The sequence below is a fragment of the Rhodopila sp. genome (genome assembly GCF_965277825.1).
In the GTDB taxonomy this organism is placed as follows: domain Bacteria; phylum Pseudomonadota; class Alphaproteobacteria; order Acetobacterales; family Acetobacteraceae; genus Rhodopila.
In genome coordinates, this window is record NZ_OZ255846.1 from 2,479,433 (window position 1) to 2,497,161 (window position 17,729).

Below are 17,729 nucleotides of genomic sequence, written 5' to 3' on the forward strand. Positions count from 1 at the left end.
AAATCGAGCGTCTTCTGAACCGCCCAAATCTCGTCATTGGCCGAGGGCGGTCGGATGATCGCGGGATCGCCGACCGCAATCCAACCTAGCGGGACGACGGCGCCCTGACACGGCGCCTCCGCATGACGCCAGCAATCGACCGCCGAGCGGCTGTTCGGCGGCCGTCATCGCACGCTACCCCAGCCGCGGATCCGGCACCCGCGCCGCCGCCAGAATATCCACCGCCGTCGCCCCCGCCGCCAACAGCGCCGCGGCACAGGCATTCGCCGTCGCGCCCGATGTCATCACGTCATCCACCAGCAGGATCGTCCGCCCGCTGATGCGCCCCAGCCGAGATTGTCGCACCTCGATCGAACCACCGATCTCGCGCGCGCGCTCGTCCGGCGACTTGTCCTCCAACGGCGCGGTGCGCCGCGTGCGCACCAGCCCATCGGGCAGCACCGGACGACCTGCCAGCCGAGCGATCGCATGCGCCAGCACCGCTGCCTGGTTGTACTTGCGCTCGAACAGCCGCCGCCGGTGCAGCGGCACGGGCACCAGCGCATCTGCCCGCGCCAGCAGCGCCGCCCCGGCACGTTGCATCATCGGCGCCAGCACCTGCGCCAGATCGGTCCGGTCGCCATGCTTCAGCGGCAGGATCAGCCGCCTCGCCTGCTCGTCGTAACGCAACGCCGCCCTGGCCTGGCGAAACAAGGGAGGCTGCCCCCGGCAGCCTTCGCACAGCCGCTCCGACCCACCCTGCTCAGCGGCGGCGAACGGCACCCCGCAGCCGACGCAGAATGGAGCGCTGATGAAATTGGTCCGGCCGAAACAGGCCGCGCAAAGCTGACCGTGCACGCCCACCGCATTGTCGCACGCCACGCAGCGCGGCGGCAGCAGCAGGTCCAGCGCAACGCGCCCGCCGCGCCACAGCCAGGCTGCGCGTGTGGCGCTAGGCGGCGGCGTGAGCTTCACCGGGCATCCCGAACCGCACCGTCGCGTCGCGCTGGATCTCGCGCACCAGATCGATCTCCCACGACAGATAGGCGTTCATCGCCTCCTGCACGCCGGAGTTGCGGTCGTAGGGACGCAGGTAGAAGTCGACGCAGGCGTCATCCGCCGGCGTGGTGCGGTCCTTTACCAACGGCCGGCCGAACGCGTGCCAGGCGTCGGTGCCGCCGTCCAGCACATGCACCGTCGCACCGGTCAGAGCCTCGACCTCGACCACCGCCAGGCGGCCCAGCATGCCGTCCGGTGAGGTGATCACGACGTGCCGCGCCGCCGCAAGCTGCGGCTGCAGCGACTCGAGCCGGCTGCGCACACCCCACAGCGCGCCGGGGATATGCCCGTCGCGGAAATCCACGCTGCGCCCCAGATCCAGCACCAGCGTGCCGGCGCCGCTGTCCTGCAGATGCACCAGCCCGGTCACATCGACCAGCTTCACCGCCGCGCCCAGTTCAGGCACCGCGACCGGAGCGCTGCCGGGCGCGCTGACGGCCTCCAGCCCGCCCTCGACCACGAACACGTCGCGGTGCCCCATCTGGCGCAGCCACCCGGCCGCCATCCTGGCCCGCACGCCGGTATCGTCCACCAGCACGATCCTGGCGTTCAGCACGCCGATCCAGCCGTCGGTCGCCTGCACCAACTGGCCGCCCGGCGCATTGCGGCTGCCGGGACGATGTCCGGCGCGGAACTCCGCCGGATCGCGCACATCCAGCACATACAACGTGCGTTCGGGATCGTCCTGGAACCGTGTAAGGTCCATCGCCCCGATCACCCCCACGCCAGACGTCTCGGCGAACGCGCGGGCCCGCTGCAACGCCAGCGCCGCGGTCTTCGGCGTGCCCGGCTGGAACTTCTCGGTGCGGCCGCGATCGCAGCGCAGCCCGGCGAGTTCCCACCCCATGGTGCCATTGCGCAACGCCACCACCTTGTTCGGAATACCCGCTCGGCGCAGGCTTTCGGCGCCCAGGATGCTGCGCGTGCGGCCGGCGCAGTTGACCACCACCAGGGTCTTCGGATCGGGTACCAGGTCGCCGATGCGATATGCCAGCTCGCCCCCGGGCACGCTGATCCCGGTCGGGATCGACATACGGGTGAATTCCTCCAGCGTGCGGCTGTCCAGCACCACCATGTCGCGCCCGGACTCGATCCAAGTCTTCAGCTCGGGCGGATCGACGCTCTCGGTGCCGTAATGGTGTTCCACCCATTCGCCGAACGCCTTCGACGGCACGTTGACCCCGCTGAACAGCACGTATCCGGCTGCCGCCCAGGCCGGCGTGCCGCCTTCCAGCACCGCCACATCGGTCGCGCCGATCGATTCCAGCCACTCCGCCAGGGTCTCGGCGATGCCCCGCCCGTCATCCACGCAGCAGATCCGCACCGCCAAGCCTGGCAGCAGCGCGCGGGCTCGGATCTCCTTGCGTGCCAGGCCGCAGGGGACCGCCCAGAACAGATGCGAGGCGCCGAATTCGCCATCCTCCCGCGCGTCCAGCAGCGCGAGTTCCTGCCCATCGGTGATCCAGCCATGCAGCGTCTTGGCGCTGATACGTTTCATTGTGGTATCCTTACAGCACGATAGCGCTGAACGGAACATCCAAAACGCGCGAATCGTGCGATCAAACAACGGGCGAGACTATTTCCGTCACGAAAATTCAGGCTGAAGATAGTCCGGTGCCCGGCGCCCCAAATCCATCGCATCATGCGCCGAAGCAGGCTACGAAAACCCCAACCCGGCCGCGGGACCGCGGTTCACCATCGATGGCGAAGTTTCCGACGCCGACACCAAACCCACAGCCGCAACGTCCAGAGCGGGAGGATCCCGTGACCGAAGAACCGGTCCGTGCCTGACGGTAGTGCCGACCCGACCCGCTTGGCAACGCACGGTGGCGGGCGCACATGCCGATGCATGGATTCCATGCTGGTCTTCGATCGCCGCGCCGTCCGCCGCCATCGCGACCGAGCGGCGCGCACTATACACTTGCTGGCCGACGTGCTGCGCGACGCCGCCGAACGCCTGCTCGACCGCCTGGACGATACCAACCGGCGGTTCACCGATGCGCTCGACCTCGGCGGCCGCGGCGCCGTTGCCCCGCTGCTGCGACAGCGCGGGCTGCGGGTGATCAGCGCCGACCTGTCTCCTGGCATGGCCGCGCTCAATGCCACTGCTTGCGTCGCCGCCGACGAGGAATGCCTGCCGTTCGCCGCCGCCAGCTTCGACCTCATCGTTGCCAGCCTGTCGCTGCACTGGATCAACGACCTGCCGGGCGCGCTGCTGCAGCTCCGTCACGCGTTGCGCCCCGACGGCCTGCTGCTCGCCAGCTTGCCGGTGCTGGGCACGCTGGCCGAACTGCGCGCCGCGCTGAGTGAGGCCGAGGCCGAAACCGCCGGTGGGGTCTCGCCCCGGATCTCGCCGTTTCCCGAACTGCGCGACTGCGCCAACTTGCTGCAACGCGCCGGCTTCGTGCTGCCGGTCGCCGATGTCGAGGACATCCGCCTGCTCTACGCTGACCCCGCCGCCGTGTTGACCGATCTGCGCGCCGCCGGAGAGACCAACGCGGTCCGCCAGCGCGACCGCGCCATCCCACCCCGCGCTTTGTTCCCCACCGCCCTCGCCCGCCTGCCGCTACAGGACGGCCGCGTGGCGGTCACCCTGCGCATGGCAGTGATGACCGGCTGGGCTCCGGGTCGATGACCGATGCTTGACCACAAGCTGAATCCTTGAGCAACCGCGATGAAAACGCCGTCAGCCTCGATCCCGGCAAATTTCGCCTGGGCGCGCCTGGTTCCCGAACTGCTGGTCGCCGACCTGGATCGCAGCCTGCGGTTCTGGCGCGACCTGTGTGGCTTCCAGGTCGCCTTCGACCGGCCCGAGGACCGCTTCGCCTATCTCGATCTGGATGGCGCGCAGGTGATGCTGGAGCAGCGCGGCCTGGGCCGGAACTGGGTTAGCGCGCCGCTGGAGGTGCCGCTTGGAAGGGGGATCAACTTCCAGGTCGGGGTTCATTCGATCCAGCCGATCCTGGCCACTCTACAAGCTGCTGGCTGGCCGCTGTTCATGCAACCCGAGCGAAAATGGTATCGCACGGGTTCGTTCGAGACCGGCGTGGAGCAGTTTCTGGTGCAGGACCCGGACGGCTACCTGATCCGGTTTTCCGCGCCAATCGGTGAGCGTGCGGCAGGCTGAAACCCCGGCGTGGCGACTTTCTGCCTTTCAATCCGGCCCACTGCCTATCATGCCTGCCACTGCCTATCATGCGTGCCCGCTGCCTAGCATCCGTGAAGGTTGATTGTGGGCCGGCGCGGATGCGGGAGGAGTCGGCCGCGGCGACGCCGATCATATCGTGTGCGGCACGGCCAACCCGCGGTTGTCGAGCACGCGGTTCGTTGTGTGTTCCGTCGGCTAACTGTCGTTTGACAAAAAATCTCGCCCCCGCTTACAGCCGTGTGCCGGCTTAACCGATCGACAACCCTGCACCGTCCATCTTGCGCGCTGTCGCAACCCCGCAGCCGCAGCAGTCATGTCCGCAGTCCATCGTCTCGATTTCCAAGCGCTTGCCTACGACAGCGGCCAGACCTCGCCGCCCTCGATCACGTTCGCCTACCCCGGCGCCTATCCCGGCTTCGCCGCGGCCGGCACGGACCCAAGCTACTCGATCGCCAAACGGCTCTCGGACATCGTGCTGTCGCTGGCCGGCCTGGCGTTTATGGGCATCCCGATGCTGCTGATCGCGACCGCGATCCGCCTCACCAGCAGCGGGCCCGCGCTGTTCCGCCAACAGCGGATCGGATTGAACGGGCGGCCTTTCGTGATGCTGAAGTTTCGCACCATGCATCACAGCGCCGAAACCCCCAGTGCTTTGCATCAAGCTACCCGCCACGACCCCCGAGTCACTCGCATCGGCGCCTGGCTTCGCCAAACTTCGCTGGATGAGCTGCCGCAGTTTCTCAACGTGTTTGGTGGTTCGATGTCAATGGTCGGGCCACGCCCGCACGCGCCCAACACGCGCGCCGCGGGGCGCCCGTTCGAACTCGTCACCGACCGCTACGCCGCCCGCCATTGCGTCAAGCCGGGCATGACCGGGCTTGCCCAGGTGCGCGGCTGGCGCGGCGAAACCGATACCGAAGAGAAACTCCTGCGCCGTGTCGACAGCGATCTTGAATACATCGCCACCTGGAGCATCGGGCGCGACCTGATGATCCTCTGGCGCACCATCGTGACCCTGTTCCGCACGCCGAACGCTTACTAGGAGGACGGACTGATGAGATCGGTGACCTTGGATCATCCAGCCGCCGCGGTGACCCTCGAGCCATCGCAGTCCGCCCTGCTCGATCGCCCGGCCGCCCGTTCCCGCCACCGCACGCACTATTCGGACGAATCGATCGCCGAACAATTCGGCCTGCTCACCAACCAGCCGCGCGTCGCCGTGCTGATCCCATGCCATAACGAGGAAACCGCCATCGGCAAGGTCGTCGCCGACTTCCAGGATGCCCTGCCGAACGCCGTGGTCTACGTCTACGACAACAACTCGACCGACCACACCACGCTGGAAGCGCGCGCCGCCGGCGCCGTCGTCCGGCACGAGCGGCTGCAGGGCAAGGGCCACGTCGTGCGCCGCATGTTCGCCGATATTGACGCTGACATTTATATCCTGGTGGACGGCGACGACACCTATGATGCCGCCGCCGCGCCGCAGATGCTGGCCATGCTGCGGGAGCAGCAACTCGACATGGTCAGCGCCGCACGCCACGGCGCTGTGCGCGACGCGTATCGAGCCGGCCATCGCCTCGGCAACGTGGTGCTGTCCACCTTGGTCGCCTGGGCGTTCGGTGGCGGCATCCGGGACCTGCTGTCCGGATACCGCGCCTTCAGCCGCCGCTTCGTCAAATCGTTCCCGGCGCTGTCATCGGGTTTCGAGACCGAAACCGAGCTCACCGTGCACGCCCTGGCGCTCAACATGCCGGTTTGCGAGATCGCGGCCAGCTACCGCAGCCGCCCGGCCGGGAGCCATTCCAAGCTGAACACCTGGATCGACGGCATGCGCATCCTGCGCGCCATCGTCACCCTGATCCAGCAAGAGCGCCCGCTGCAGGTGTTCTCGCTGTTCGCGCTGGCGAACCTGACGCTTGGCGTCGGCCTCGGCATTCCGGTGGTGGTCGAATTCCTGCGCAGCGGCCTGGTGCCGCGACTGCCGACCGCGCTGCTGTCCACCGGACTGGTGCTGCTGTCCTCGCTGTCGGTCTGCTGCGGCCTGATCCTGGACGCCGTGGCGCGCAGCCGCAAGGAGAGCAAGCGCCTAGCCTACCTGGCGATCCCCGCGGTGGACGCGCCGCGATGACCCGTTCCGCGGGACGCCCCGCAATGACCGGTTACGTGGGACACCCCGCGATGACCATCCACGCGAGACACCCCGCGATGACCATCCACATGGGACACCCGCGATGACCATCTACGCGGGACGCCCCGCGATGATCGCCCACGCGGGACACCCCGCGATGACCACCCGCCTGGTTGCCGGCGCCGCCGCCCCGCCGGATGGACCCTACGACGCCGACATCATCATCCTGGCGTTGGACCGCACCGCCGAAACCATCGCCGCGATCCGCTCCGCCCGCGACCAGACCGGCGTTGCGGCGCATGTCTTCGTGCTCGACCAGGGGTCGCAACCCGAGGCGCTGCGGGCCCTTGCCGAGGCCGTCGCCGAGGCCGCCGATGTCACCCTGTTGGCATCGTCGCAAAACCTCGGCGTGGCCGGCGGCCGCAACCTGATGTCCGCGCTGGGCCGCGGCCGCGCCATCGTCGCACTCGACAACGACGCCGAGTTCGCCACGCCCGACACCGTCGCCCGCATGCTCACCGCGCTCGACGCCGAACCGAGGCTGGCCGCGATCGGCTGCCGCATCGTCAGCCACGCCGACGGCACCGACGACCTGTCGTCCTGGGGCTATCCCGCCGACCTGCTGTCCTGTGCCGCGGAATGCTTCGACACCGTCACCTATGTGGGCGCCGGCCACGCAATCCGCCGAGCCGCTTGGGAACAAGCCGGCGGCTACGACTCCAAGCTGTTCTTCTGCTGGGAGGAATTCGACTTCTGCCTGCGCGCCATCGCGCTTGGCTGGCGCGTTCGCTACCGCGGCGACATCGTCGTCCGCCACAAGGTCGCCGCCGAACAGCGGGTCGGCTGGACCGCGGCGCGCTGGTTCTACTTCGTGCGCAACCGGCTCTATATCGAGCGCAAGTTGGGCCGCGGCTGGGCCGCGCTGGCCCCCCGCGCCGCCGGCTATCTGTTAAAAGGCTCACGCAACCGGCTGCCGCTGCAGACGCTGCGCGCGATCCTCGCGGCCGTCGACATGGCCCCCCGTTCGCCCACCCGCCCGATGCCCGCGGCTGGCGCATCCTACCTGACCCGCAACGACCGCGCCCACCGCGGATCGTTGCTGCACCGCCTCAGCCGCGAAGCGCTCGGCCGCCTGGCATCCGATCGCAGAGAAGCGTAGGACGCTGCGCGACCGTCAGGTCGGCGACTTCCAGTCCCGGCACCCCGACCGTGCCGATCATAGCCCCAGTTGCAGCGTCACCAGCCCGACGCCCCGGCTGTAGCCGGTCACCAGGGCCTCGGTCGCGATGCTCGACCCGTGCAGATCGGTCTGGTCGTAGGTGAACACCAATCGCGCGTTGCGGTTCAGCACCCAGGTCATCCCCACCCCGGCGGTGGTTCCGGTCTGATGGCCGCCCTGGAAGAAATCGGCCCGCTGTAACCCGATCGACGCCTTGAACAGCAGATCGCGCAAGTATTCGTGGTCGATCGTCAGCCGCGCCGACGAGTAGACCAGGCCCGACACACCTTCCTGTTCCGCCGGTTCGGTGTCGCGGCTGACCACCGCGCTCAGCGTGGTCATTCGGCTCGGCGACCAGCCAACCCCGGCCTCGGCGATCAGCGTGTTCTGCCGGGGATACAGCCGGCTGCTGAACCGACGCGTCTCACCGCCCACTAGCGCCCGCCAGCGCCACACCGGATCATCGTTGAAATCGATCCCCGCCAGCATCTGGTAGGCGGTCGAATCCGGACTCGGCTGGCCGGGCGGCGTATGCGTGTAATCCTGCCCGATCGCTCGCCCCACCAGCACCAGGTCGCGCAGCGGAGCCAGTTCGTAGCGCACCGTCACCCCGGCCTGGGCCACCACCCGGTCGCGATACGTCTGGCTGGCGGGAAGCCCCAGCAAGGTCGTGCCGGCATAGCTCCAGTTGGTCGCCTGGAGGCTGGGCGTGATGGTCCAGCGCCCGTCGGAGATCGCATACGACGCCCGGATGTCGTCCAGTTGGAAGGCGATTGGCCGATCGCTCGCCAGGCTGTCCAGCGCACCGCGATCCTCGTGCTGGGACACGTGCGCGAAGCCGATGCTCAGCCTGTCGTCGCCGATGTCGATCCGGGCGCCGGCCGACACCGTTCCGTCGGTGTGATCCTGGCTTGGTAGCGACAGAAAACGCGTATCCCGCACCGACGCCACCGCGCCGAAGGCATCGCGCGACCAGTCGGTATCGACCGACACCGAGGGGGACGTCACCACCTCCCAACTGCCACGCCTATACGGTCCGGGCAGCGCGTTGCTGGTGTAGCCCACACTTTCCTCGAGCCGCGGCGAGAAGCGCACATCGGCCTCGCGCAGTCCCAGGGGCATCTGCTCGGGATGCAGCCGGGTTTCCACCGTGACCCCGTCATCGGCGTCGTAGCCCGGCACCCCGTCCGGCAACAACGCGGTCATCAGTTCGGCGACTGCCCGCCCGGCGATGCAGACCACCAGGGCGAGGGCCGTAAAACCCGACAGCAAGGTCGATCGCGCCCACATGCGACGCGTACTATCGTCGGCAAAGCCTAATGGCCGGTTAACGCCGTCTGCCTACGATCCGATCGCGGCCGGCCAGGGGATCGTCAGGTCCCGGCCGAGCTGCCGCGGCATCCGATCCGGGTGCGCCATCGCCCGCTTTATCGCCGCGCTCGAGGCGCGACCGGCCACCCCTGGGGGCGCCGCTTGTCAGGGCGCGTCCCGTATGGACGTTGGCCGAAAGCTGACTCCCTCGCGGGTCGAACACGCTGTGCGGCCTGGCTGAGGGGGGTCGATTGGCGTGCCGTTGGGCATTCGGGCGTCGGGCTCGTGGCCGCTGAGCGGCGACGCATGGGCTTAAGTGCTTGCAAATCCACTGCCGGTCGATTAAGTGGACTGTTCCCTTTCAATATATACCGGAGGCTGAGCGCATGGCGCGCGTCACCGTTGAAGACTGCGTTCAAAGAGTGCCGAACCGCTTCGAGCTTGTCTTGCTGGCGGCGCAGCGTGCCCGCAACATCAGCCGCGGCGAGGAACTCACCGTCGGGCGCGACAATGACAAGAACCCGGTCGTCGCGCTGCGCGAGATCGCCGATGAGACAATCGAGCTGCCCCGCATCGAGCAGGACCTGATCAAGTCGCTGTCGCGTTCGCCGGAGCCGGAGCCGGCCGACGAGGAAGTTTTGGACCTGATCCCGACGGACCAGAACATCTTCGGGTTACAGGACGTGTCGGCCGACGAAGAATCCGCGACGCTGCCGACCGAAGGCGGCGAGGACCTGACATCGGAAGACCTGGAAGCGGCCATCGAGGCGGAACTCGGCGGCCGAGCCGCCCGGTAACCCGGGATGAAGGACGGGGGCTTCGGCGGTGACATGAATCGGTCCGCGCCGGCCCCCGCTGGGCCGGGTCGGCCGCTCCGGGTTGGCGCGAAAATGGTGCCCGGAGACCTGGTCGAATTGGCGACGCTGCCGGGGCCGGCGGCATTGGCGCAGTGCGCCCTGACCGGCAAAATCCTGGATTACGATCCCAAGGCGGACACCCGGCTGATCGACGCGGCCTATGACCTGGCCGAGCGGGCGCACGTCACGCAGCGGCGTGAAAATGGCGATCCGTATTTCTCCCATCCGGTGGCGGTTGCCGAAATCCTGGCCGGTTACCGGCTGGATGTGGCGTCGATCGCGACGGCATTGCTGCATGACGTGGTCGAGGACACCTCGGTCAGCCTGACGGAGATCGAGCGTCGGTTCGGCAGGGAAATCGCCGGGCTGGTCGACGGTGTAACCAAGCTGACGCGGCTGGAGCTGCAGTCCGACCGGACCAAGCAGGCGGAAAACTTCCGCAAGCTGGTGCTGGCGATGAGCCGCGACATCAGGGTGCTGCTGGTCAAGCTGGCGGACCGGCTGCACAACATGCGGACGCTGCATTTCGTGCGCGATGCGGAGCGGCGCAAGCGGATCGCTCGGGAGACGATGGAGATCTATGCGCCGCTGGCCGAACGCATCGGCATGGACACGGTGAAGACCGAATTGCAGACGCTGGCGTTCACTCAGTTGGAGCCGGAGGCTTATGGCACCATCCAGGCCCGGCTGAACTTCCTGCGCGGGCAGGGGGCGGACGTGATCGACGATGTGCGACGCGAGTTGATCCAGGTGTGTCGCGACGCCGGGGTGGAACCGACCGAGATCATGGGACGCGAGAAGTCGCCGTTCTCGATCTGGGAGAAGATGCACCGCCGGAACGTGGCGTTCGAGCAACTGTCCGACATCATGGCGTTCCGCATCGTGGTGCGGACCAAGGGCGATTGCTACGGCGCGCTGGGAGCGGTGCACTCGGCCTATCCGGTGATCGCCGGGCGGTTCAAGGATTACATATCGACGCCGAAATCGAACGGCTATCAGTCGCTGCACACCGGGGTGACGCTGCGCGAGCCGCGCAACCAGAAGATCGAGGTGCAGATCCGTACAGCGGAAATGAACGACGTGGCGGAGAATGGTGTCGCCTCGCACTGGGTCTACAAGGCGCCGGACAAGCAAGTCGACGGCACCGACGTGCAGCGCTTCCGCTGGGTGCAGGACCTGCTGGAAATCCTGGATGATTCGGCGGCGCCGGATGACTTCCTGGAGAACACCAAGCTGGAGCTGTATGCCGACCAGGTGTTCTGCTTCACGCCGAAGGGGCAGTTGATCCAGTTGCCGCGCGGGGCGACTCCGGTGGATTTCGCTTATGCGGTGCACAGCCAGGTCGGCGACACCTGTGTCGGCGCCAAGGTCAATGGCCGGCTTATGCCGCTGCGGCACCATCTGGAGAACGGCGACCAGGTGGAGATCATGACCGCGCGCGGCGGCACGCCGTCGCCGCAGTGGGACCGGTTCGTGGTCACCGGCAAGGCGCGGGCCAGGATCAGGCGCTTCATCCATCAGGAGCAGCGTCAGCAGAGCCGCGATTCGGGGCGGGTTGAGCTGACCAAGGCGTTCCGTCAGGCCGGCGTGGATGGATCGGAGAAGGCGCTGGAGCCGGCCTTGAAGACGCTGAAGCTGGCGACGGTCGACGATTTGTACATCGCCGTGGGCAACGGCAACCTGGTCGCCAAGGATGTGGTGCACAGTGCCTATCCGGAGCTGCGCCAGGCGACGCGCGGGCCGCGGATGGTGCCGCCGATGCTGCCGCGCGGCAAGTTGTCGGCGCGCCACGACGTCGATATGCCGGTGACCGGGCTGGTTCCCGGCATGGCCTACAGCTTTGCCGGCTGCTGCCATCCGGTGCCGGGCGACGAGATCGTCGGGATCGTCACCACCGGCAAAGGCGTCACCATCCACGGGCGGGAATGTCAGACGTTGACCGCGTTCGCCGCGACTCCGGAACGGTTCATCGATATCGAGTGGAACTACGAGGCGGTGGGCAAGGAGGCGGTGGGCAAGGAGGCAGCGGGCAAGTCGGGGGCGATGAAGGCGAGCGGCCATACCGCCCGGATCAGCGCGATCGCGGCCAACGAGCACGGCGCGCTGGCCGATATCTCGAACGCGGTGGCCAAGCAGGACGGGGCGATCGCCAACCTGAAGATCGTCAACCGCCAGCAGGACTTCATGGAGGTCATGGTCGACGTGGATGTGCGCGATCTCGCGCATCTGTCGAAGGTGATCGTGGGCTTGCGCGGGTTGAAGACGATCAAAGGCGTGGAACGGGCGACCGGGGGCTGATGATGCCCGGGCGTGCAAAGCCGGGGCGCGGGAAGCTGGGGCATGGCATGCTGGGTCTGCCTGGCGCCCGACTTGAATGCGGAGCGCGGCGGGCCGGTGGCGACACGGTCTGATCCGATCCCGAAATTCGGCGACCGACGGCGGATGCGCGTCGGCTTGCTGGGCGGGTCGTTCAATCCCGCGCACGAGGGGCATCGGCTGGTGGCGGAACTGGCGATGCGGCGGCTCCGGCTGGATCAGGTCTGGCTGCTGGTATCGCCCGGCAATCCGTTGAAATCGGCGAACGGGATGGCTCCGTTGGCGGATCGCCTGGCAGGCGCGGCGCGGATCGCGGACGGGCGGCGGGTGGTGGCGAGCGGGATCGAGGCGGCGTTGCGGACGCGCTATACCGTCGATACCATGCGGTCGTTGCTGCGGCGCTTTCCATCGGCGAAGTTTGTCTGGATCATGGGGGCGGACATCCTGGAGCAGTTGCCGCGCTGGCGCCGCTGGGGCGATATCGTGCAGCGGCTGGGGTTCGTGGTGCTGCCTCGGCCCAATCACTCACGGCGCGCGCTTGCGGGACAGGCGGCGCATCGGCTACGGGCGGATCGCCGGCCGGCGCGGCAAGCCGCGCTGCTGCCGGGTGCGGCCCCTGGATGGGTGTTCCTGCCGGGCCGCCAGACTGCCGCTTCGGCTACCGCGATCAGAGCGAAATCGTCGGAGGCGGACTCGCCGGGGAGGTGAATTTCGCTGTCAAACAATGGTTTGGGGCGGTCTCCGTGAACCAGGGTTATCGGATACAGCTTTAAATCAGCCGCTGAAGGACATGTGCCATAACCAAGACGCCGAAGATTTCGTCCTCGCCGGCAAGGCATAAGCCGGCGCCGCGCAAGATCGCGGTCAAGCCGAAGTTGCCGGAGGCTGGGGTGGTGCAGGGCGGCCCGCGCAAGAAGACGATCGCGGCCGGGCCGAAGCAGGCCAGGGCCGCGGCGGGGAAGGTGGCAGCGGAGCCGTCGGTGCTGGACCGGCTACAGGCGGTGATCGTCGGCAGTCTGGACAACGACAAGGCGGAAAACGTGGTCACCATGGATCTGGCGGGCAAGGCGATGTTTTGCGACCGGATGGTGATCGCCTCGGGCCTGGCGGACCGCCAGATCAGCGCGATGGCGCAGCATCTGAGCGAGAAGCTGAAGGACGCCGGGTTGAAGCGGGTGCAGGTCGAGGGCGCCGGCGGATCGGACTGGGTGCTGATCGATGCCGGCGACATCGTCATCCATCTGTTCAAGCCGGAGGCGCGGACGATGTACGCGCTGGAGAAGATGTGGGGCGAGGATCTGGATGAAGCGGTGTGACCCGCGCCCAATGATCGGGGCGGTTTGATCGGGGGCGGGCGCAGGGGTTCGGCGGCGGAGTCAGCCTGGACGCGCCACGGAGTCTTGCAGGTCGGCACCCATCCGGGTGCCCTTTGGCTCGCGGCCCAATGCCACCATGACGGCGATGATCACCGCCACCACGCCAACCACGATGGCCAGCGCCATGGCGTAATCGCCGTCGAAGCGCTGGGCCAGCCAGACCTGGATATTGGCGTTGGCGGCGGCCAGGAAGTTGCCCAACTGATAGACCAATCCGGGGAAGGTGCCGCGGATCGTCGGCGGAGACAGTTCATTCAGATACACCGGCACCACGCCCCAGGCGCCTTGCACGCAGACCTGCATCAGGAAGGCCCCCAGCCCGAGCATGATCGGGGTGGTGGAGAATGCCCACAGGCGCAGGACGGGCAGCGCCAGCAGCGCGGCGATCACGATCCGCCATTTGCGCCCGATCCGCTGCGAAAGCGTGGCGAAGCCGATGCCGCCGAGGATCGCTCCGAGATTGGCGATGATCGAGATCGCCGAAATCGTCGTCGTCGAAAGATGATGCTGCGCGCCCAGGAACTCGCTGGGATAGAGGTCCTGTGAGCCGTGGCTGAAGAAATTGAACGCCATCATGACGATCGCGGCGAACGCTACCGGCCCTCCGCGCTGGCGCAGTACCGGCCAGATGCTGGCTCGGCATTCATGATGGCTACGGGCCAGCCAGTCCGGGCTCTCGGGCACGCTGCGGCGGATGTAGAACACCAGCAGTGCCGGGATTATGCCGACCATGAACATGCCGCGCCAGCCCAGCCAGGGCAGCGCCAGATACAGCACCGAGGCCAGCAGATAGCCGCTGGGAGCCTGCGCGTTGACGGTTTCGCTCAGGCCGCGATCATGCGCAAGAAAGCGCGGCTCGATCACGGTGCGGGTATCGCGAGACCGATGCTTGGCTGCTATAGCGACGCTGAGTCGGGCACGCTGTTACCCCGGCCGCCGCAGCCAAACCAACTAGGAGGAACGCATGGTGACATGGACGCGGATCACCGACCCCGAAACGGTATCGGGCATGCTGCCGGCTTGGCTCGGACGCCGCATGGTCGGACTTCGCGGCGCGTTCGGGCTGCTGCTGACGACGGGGGACGTGTTGCGGCTGACCTCGATCGCCGCGGCGCATCAATCCTCGGAGGGGCTGGTGCTGCTGGATGTCCTGCTGGATGACGCCGGCGTGCCGGAGGGCATCGACCTGGCCTGGCGATCCAAGCATTTTCTGGGGTCGCCGATTCAGGGTGCATCGGTGGCCACGGTGAACCTGGCCCAGGTCGTCGCCGCGGTGGAATTCACGGTGGCGGAAATGGCGCAAAACCCTGGCGACGAGACGGTGCCGTTCAGCGACGAGGTGGACGTTGACCGCAGTGAGGCGGCGCCCGAAGCGGTTGGCGGCGGCGGTCAACTGCTGCCGTCCTGATCCACACCGAACCGGCCGAGGCCGGGAAGCTTGACCGCCGGGCGACGAATATCGAGACCCGCGACTGCGCCCAGGATGTTGACCTCGATCCCGTCCACCCAAGCCAGCGTCACCCCGGCGTAGCCGCCCAGGGTCAGCCGCAGCCCGGGACCGGATCGCGTCCGGCGCAGCCATTGCCCGTCGTAGGGGTAATCCTTGCCGATCGCGGTCGGCGGCAGGCTGACGCGCATCTCGGGCACCGCATCCAGGATCGCCGCGACGAAGGTGTTTGAATTCGGTCCCGGCCAGGCGCGGTAGTCGCCGGCGTTGCGCCAGGCGTAGCCGGCGATTGCCGCCTCGATCTTCGCCAGCAACGCGGTGGCGGTGTCGCCGTCGGCGGCGAACACCACCTGGGGCACCTTGCCGAACCATCGCCCATCGGGTTCGAAACCGTTGACCCGGATCGGCAATTCGCCCCAGGCGGTGTAGTCGTAGCGGCGATACGAGGATGCGCCATAGGGTTTGAAAACGATCCAACAGTGCGACGCCATGATGCCGCGCCAACGTACCGTTTGGGCTGAGAAGATGCGCACCACCGCGGCCGCGTGAGGCTCCGGCGGTGGCAGCGCGCCGATGCTGGACCGATCGGCCGAACGCCATCCGCGGCCGGTGCCGCCGGCAAGGTAGCGCAGCGCCGCGATGCCGAGTGGCAAGAGATAGACCACGGCAAACAGCGTCAGGCCGGTCTTGAAAAGCGACATCATTCGGCAGAGATTGCCATGGCGCGGCGTAACGACAACCGGCGTGGCGACAACCGGTGGCCGCGGCTGGCACGGTCATCGTCAGTCCCGCCGCGCCGCCATCCAGGATACCGCGGCATCGAGAACCGTGTGCAGAAGCTCTGTATCGGTCCGACCTGACCGCTTGGGGACGTGGAACGAGTGATCGGCCTGGTCGAACAGTTTCAGCGTCGCGGCCGGTGCCAAGGTTTCGAGCGTGCGCGCAAGCAGCGCCGGGTTGGCCAGCGCGTCCCGGCTCCCCTGCAGGAACAGCATCGGGACCCGCATCTGGGCCAGATGGCGCGCCCGCTCGTCGGCTGGCTTGCCCGCCGGATGCAGCGGAAACCCGAGGAAGACCAGGCCGCGCACCTGCGTCAGCGGGGCCTCGGCCTGGGCTTGCGAGGTCATGCGGGCACCGAACGATTTGCCGCCGGCGAACAGCGCGAGACCGGGCGCGAGCCGGACCGCCGTCGCGACCGCCGCGCGAATCGTCGCATGAGCCAGTGCCGGGCGGTCGGGCCGCTTCGAGCGGTTTTCCATGTAGGGAAACTGAAACCGCAGGCTGGCGACCGCGCGCGCCTGCAGCCCGTCGGCGACCGCCGCCATGAAGGGGTGGGTCATTCCGGCGCCGGCACCATGTGCCAGCACCAGGCAGGCGCTGGGCCTGTCGGGGGTCTGCCAAAGTCCCGAGACCGTCTGGGCGGCGTCGACCGCGATGGTTATTGGATCAACGCTCACGCTAGTGCGAAATGGTCGGAGGCGGCATCGCCGGAGACATGAGTTTCGGTTTCATACAATGCGGATCGTCGGGCTCTGGCAACGCAGGAGACGTGAGTTTCGCTCTCAAACACTGCGAATCGTCGGAGGCTGGCAACGCCGGAGACGTGAGTTTCGCTCTCAAACACTCTGGAGCGGTGTCCGTGAAGTGAGGTGAACGAATACCGCACTAAGCGCAGGTGGGGTTCATCGGCAAAAACGCCTCCGCCGCCGGCAGCGTCCCGATCTCGGCATAGTAGTCCCAGGGTGCGCGGCTTTCATCCGGTCGTTTCACTCGATACAATGTCACGTCGTAGAGCAGCCTGCCGTCCGCGCGCAGCGTGGCGGGACGGCCGAAGTAATCCACCGGCATGGCGCGCATCGCCTTGTTGACGGCGATCGGGTCGTCGGTTGCGGCCTGCGCCATCGCCTTCAGGAAGTGCAGCGTGCTGGTGTAGTTGACCGCCTGGTTCTTGGTCGGCGCCGCCTTGCGGCTTGCCATGAACCGCTTCGAGAACGCCCGGCTCTGCTGGGTCTGATCCCAGTAGAATCCGGCCGGGAAAGTCAGCCCTTGGGCAACTTGCAGTCCGAGCGCGTGGATGTCGGTGATGTAGACCAGGAATCCGGCAAGGCGAGTGCCGTTCTTGCGCAGGCCGAACTCGGCGGCCTGCTTGATCAGGTTGACCTGATCCCCGCCCACCGCGGCCAGCCCGACGATCGCTGCCCCGGAACTCTGCGCGGCGATGATCTGTGAGGAAAATTCGGTGTTACCGATGGGAAATTTCGCATCGCCCACGACCTTGCCGCCGTTTGCCTGGATCGCCTTGGCGGTGAGTGCCTGCAGCGCCGCGCCGAAGCTGAAGTCGACGGTGATGAAGAACCAGGTGCGTCGGTCCGACCCGGCGGTCAGCTTTGCCGCCCCGGTGGTCAACGCGTGGGTGTCGTCCGCCCAATGGCTGCTGGTGGGCGAACAATTCTTGGAGGTGAATTCGCTGATCGCCGAGGCGGTGATCATTACCGTCCGGCCTTTCTGCCGCGCCACCTGCTGCACTGCGGCGGCAACCGGGGTCACCGGCAGGTCGATGATGGCATCGACGCCGGAATCATACCACGCCCGGGCGATCGAGCCGGCGATGTCGGGCTTGTTCTGGGTATCGGCGTGCAGGATCTCGATCTTGCGGCCGAGCACCACGCCGCCGAAATCCTCGGCCGCCATGCGTGCGCCGAGGATCGAACCGGCGCCGCCGGAATCGCTGTACGGGCCGTTCTCGTCGGTCAGGACCGCCACCCGCACCGGATCGGATGTCGCGGCGGCGGCGGAGAACGCGGGCATTGCCGCGCTGATCGCGGCGCCGCCGAGCACGGCCCGCCGGCGGAGATTCTTGCTGGTCATGGTGGACGTCCTCCGGGC

At 67.5% G+C, this 17,729-nt stretch carries 17 protein-coding genes; 10 read left to right on the top strand and 7 right to left on the bottom strand.

Going from position 1 to position 17,729, the window contains the following annotated elements:
• Positions 1-174: 174 nt before the first annotated feature.
• Together ACQY4T_RS12275 and ACQY4T_RS12280 are read right to left on the bottom strand one after the other, a co-directional pair.
• Positions 175-954 carry a double zinc ribbon domain-containing protein gene (locus ACQY4T_RS12275; RefSeq protein WP_428542249.1) on the bottom strand — a complete coding sequence of 260 codons (780 nt, stop codon included), beginning with the start codon at positions 952-954 and terminating at the stop codon, positions 175-177.
• Positions 932-2,536, bottom strand: a complete 1,605-nt coding sequence (locus ACQY4T_RS12280) for a rhodanese-like domain-containing protein (RefSeq protein ID WP_428542252.1) — start codon at positions 2,534-2,536, stop codon at positions 932-934. Before ACQY4T_RS12280 ends, ACQY4T_RS12275 begins: the two co-directional genes overlap by 23 nt.
• 351 nt (positions 2,537-2,887) lie before the next feature.
• Here ACQY4T_RS12280 and ACQY4T_RS12285 point away from each other — a divergent pair, with 351 nt between their 5' ends.
• The 5 genes from ACQY4T_RS12285 to ACQY4T_RS12305 all read left to right on the top strand — a co-directional run bounded on the left by ACQY4T_RS12285 (position 2,888) and on the right by ACQY4T_RS12305 (position 7,476).
• Positions 2,888-3,673, top strand: coding sequence for a methyltransferase domain-containing protein (locus ACQY4T_RS12285; RefSeq protein ID WP_428542255.1), 786 nt, complete (start codon positions 2,888-2,890; stop codon positions 3,671-3,673).
• Between the two features lie 39 nt (positions 3,674-3,712).
• Entirely contained in the window at positions 3,713-4,165 is a 453-nt protein-coding gene (locus ACQY4T_RS12290; RefSeq protein ID WP_428542258.1) for a bleomycin resistance protein, read from the top strand.
• A gap of 334 nt (positions 4,166-4,499) precedes the next feature.
• The gene (locus tag ACQY4T_RS12295; protein ID WP_428542261.1) at positions 4,500-5,228 is read left to right on the top strand and encodes a sugar transferase; all 729 of its coding nucleotides are present in this window, start codon (positions 4,500-4,502) and stop codon (positions 5,226-5,228) included.
• A 12-nt stretch (positions 5,229-5,240) separates the two neighbouring features.
• A complete protein-coding gene (locus tag ACQY4T_RS12300) occupies positions 5,241-6,317 on the top strand; it encodes a glycosyltransferase (protein WP_428542264.1) in 1,077 nt (358 codons plus the stop codon).
• A gap of 103 nt (positions 6,318-6,420) precedes the next feature.
• Positions 6,421-7,476: a glycosyltransferase family 2 protein gene (locus ACQY4T_RS12305; RefSeq protein ID WP_428542267.1), complete on the top strand. Its 1,056-nt coding sequence runs from the start codon at positions 6,421-6,423 to the stop codon at positions 7,474-7,476.
• A 57-nt stretch (positions 7,477-7,533) separates the two neighbouring features.
• Here the strand turns inward: ACQY4T_RS12305 and ACQY4T_RS12310 are convergent, their stop codons facing one another.
• Entirely contained in the window at positions 7,534-8,826 is a 1,293-nt protein-coding gene (locus ACQY4T_RS12310; protein ID WP_428542270.1) for an outer membrane beta-barrel protein, read from the bottom strand.
• Between the two features lie 407 nt (positions 8,827-9,233).
• Here ACQY4T_RS12310 and rpoZ point away from each other — a divergent pair, with 407 nt between their 5' ends.
• The 4 genes from rpoZ (at position 9,234) to rsfS (ending at position 13,336) form a co-directional block, all read left to right on the top strand.
• Positions 9,234-9,644 carry a DNA-directed RNA polymerase subunit omega gene (gene rpoZ / locus ACQY4T_RS12315; protein WP_428542273.1) on the top strand — a complete coding sequence of 137 codons (411 nt, stop codon included), beginning with the start codon at positions 9,234-9,236 and terminating at the stop codon, positions 9,642-9,644.
• Positions 9,645-9,650: 6 nt separating this feature from the next.
• Positions 9,651-12,002: a RelA/SpoT family protein gene (locus tag ACQY4T_RS12320; protein ID WP_428542276.1), complete on the top strand. Its 2,352-nt coding sequence runs from the start codon at positions 9,651-9,653 to the stop codon at positions 12,000-12,002.
• A gap of 42 nt (positions 12,003-12,044) precedes the next feature.
• A complete protein-coding gene (locus ACQY4T_RS12325; protein WP_428542279.1) occupies positions 12,045-12,728 on the top strand; it encodes a nicotinate-nucleotide adenylyltransferase in 684 nt (227 codons plus the stop codon).
• Positions 12,729-12,913: 185 nt separating this feature from the next.
• Positions 12,914-13,336, top strand: a complete 423-nt coding sequence (rsfS, locus tag ACQY4T_RS12330) for a ribosome silencing factor (protein ID WP_428542825.1) — start codon at positions 12,914-12,916, stop codon at positions 13,334-13,336.
• Positions 13,337-13,396: 60 nt separating this feature from the next.
• On the opposite strand, the gene ACQY4T_RS12335 is transcribed toward rsfS, so the two are convergent.
• Complete coding sequence (locus tag ACQY4T_RS12335) at positions 13,397-14,260, bottom strand: MFS transporter (RefSeq protein WP_428542282.1); 864 nt, start codon at positions 14,258-14,260, stop codon at positions 13,397-13,399.
• 100 nt (positions 14,261-14,360) lie between these two features.
• Here ACQY4T_RS12335 and ACQY4T_RS12340 point away from each other — a divergent pair, with 100 nt between their 5' ends.
• Positions 14,361-14,804 carry a hypothetical protein gene (locus tag ACQY4T_RS12340; RefSeq protein WP_428542285.1) on the top strand — a complete coding sequence of 148 codons (444 nt, stop codon included), beginning with the start codon at positions 14,361-14,363 and terminating at the stop codon, positions 14,802-14,804.
• On the opposite strand, the gene ACQY4T_RS12345 is transcribed toward ACQY4T_RS12340, so the two are convergent.
• The 3 genes from ACQY4T_RS12345 to ACQY4T_RS12355 all read right to left on the bottom strand — a co-directional run bounded on the left by ACQY4T_RS12345 (position 14,786) and on the right by ACQY4T_RS12355 (position 17,711).
• Positions 14,786-15,547: a DUF3750 domain-containing protein gene (locus ACQY4T_RS12345; protein ID WP_428542288.1), complete on the bottom strand. Its 762-nt coding sequence runs from the start codon at positions 15,545-15,547 to the stop codon at positions 14,786-14,788. The two genes, ACQY4T_RS12340 and ACQY4T_RS12345, sit on opposite strands and share 19 nt — an antisense overlap.
• 78 nt (positions 15,548-15,625) lie before the next feature.
• Entirely contained in the window at positions 15,626-16,300 is a 675-nt protein-coding gene (locus ACQY4T_RS12350; protein WP_428542291.1) for an alpha/beta family hydrolase, read from the bottom strand.
• A gap of 208 nt (positions 16,301-16,508) precedes the next feature.
• Complete coding sequence (locus ACQY4T_RS12355; RefSeq protein ID WP_428542294.1) at positions 16,509-17,711, bottom strand: ABC transporter substrate-binding protein; 1,203 nt, start codon at positions 17,709-17,711, stop codon at positions 16,509-16,511.
• Between the last annotated feature and the right edge of the window lie 18 nt (positions 17,712-17,729).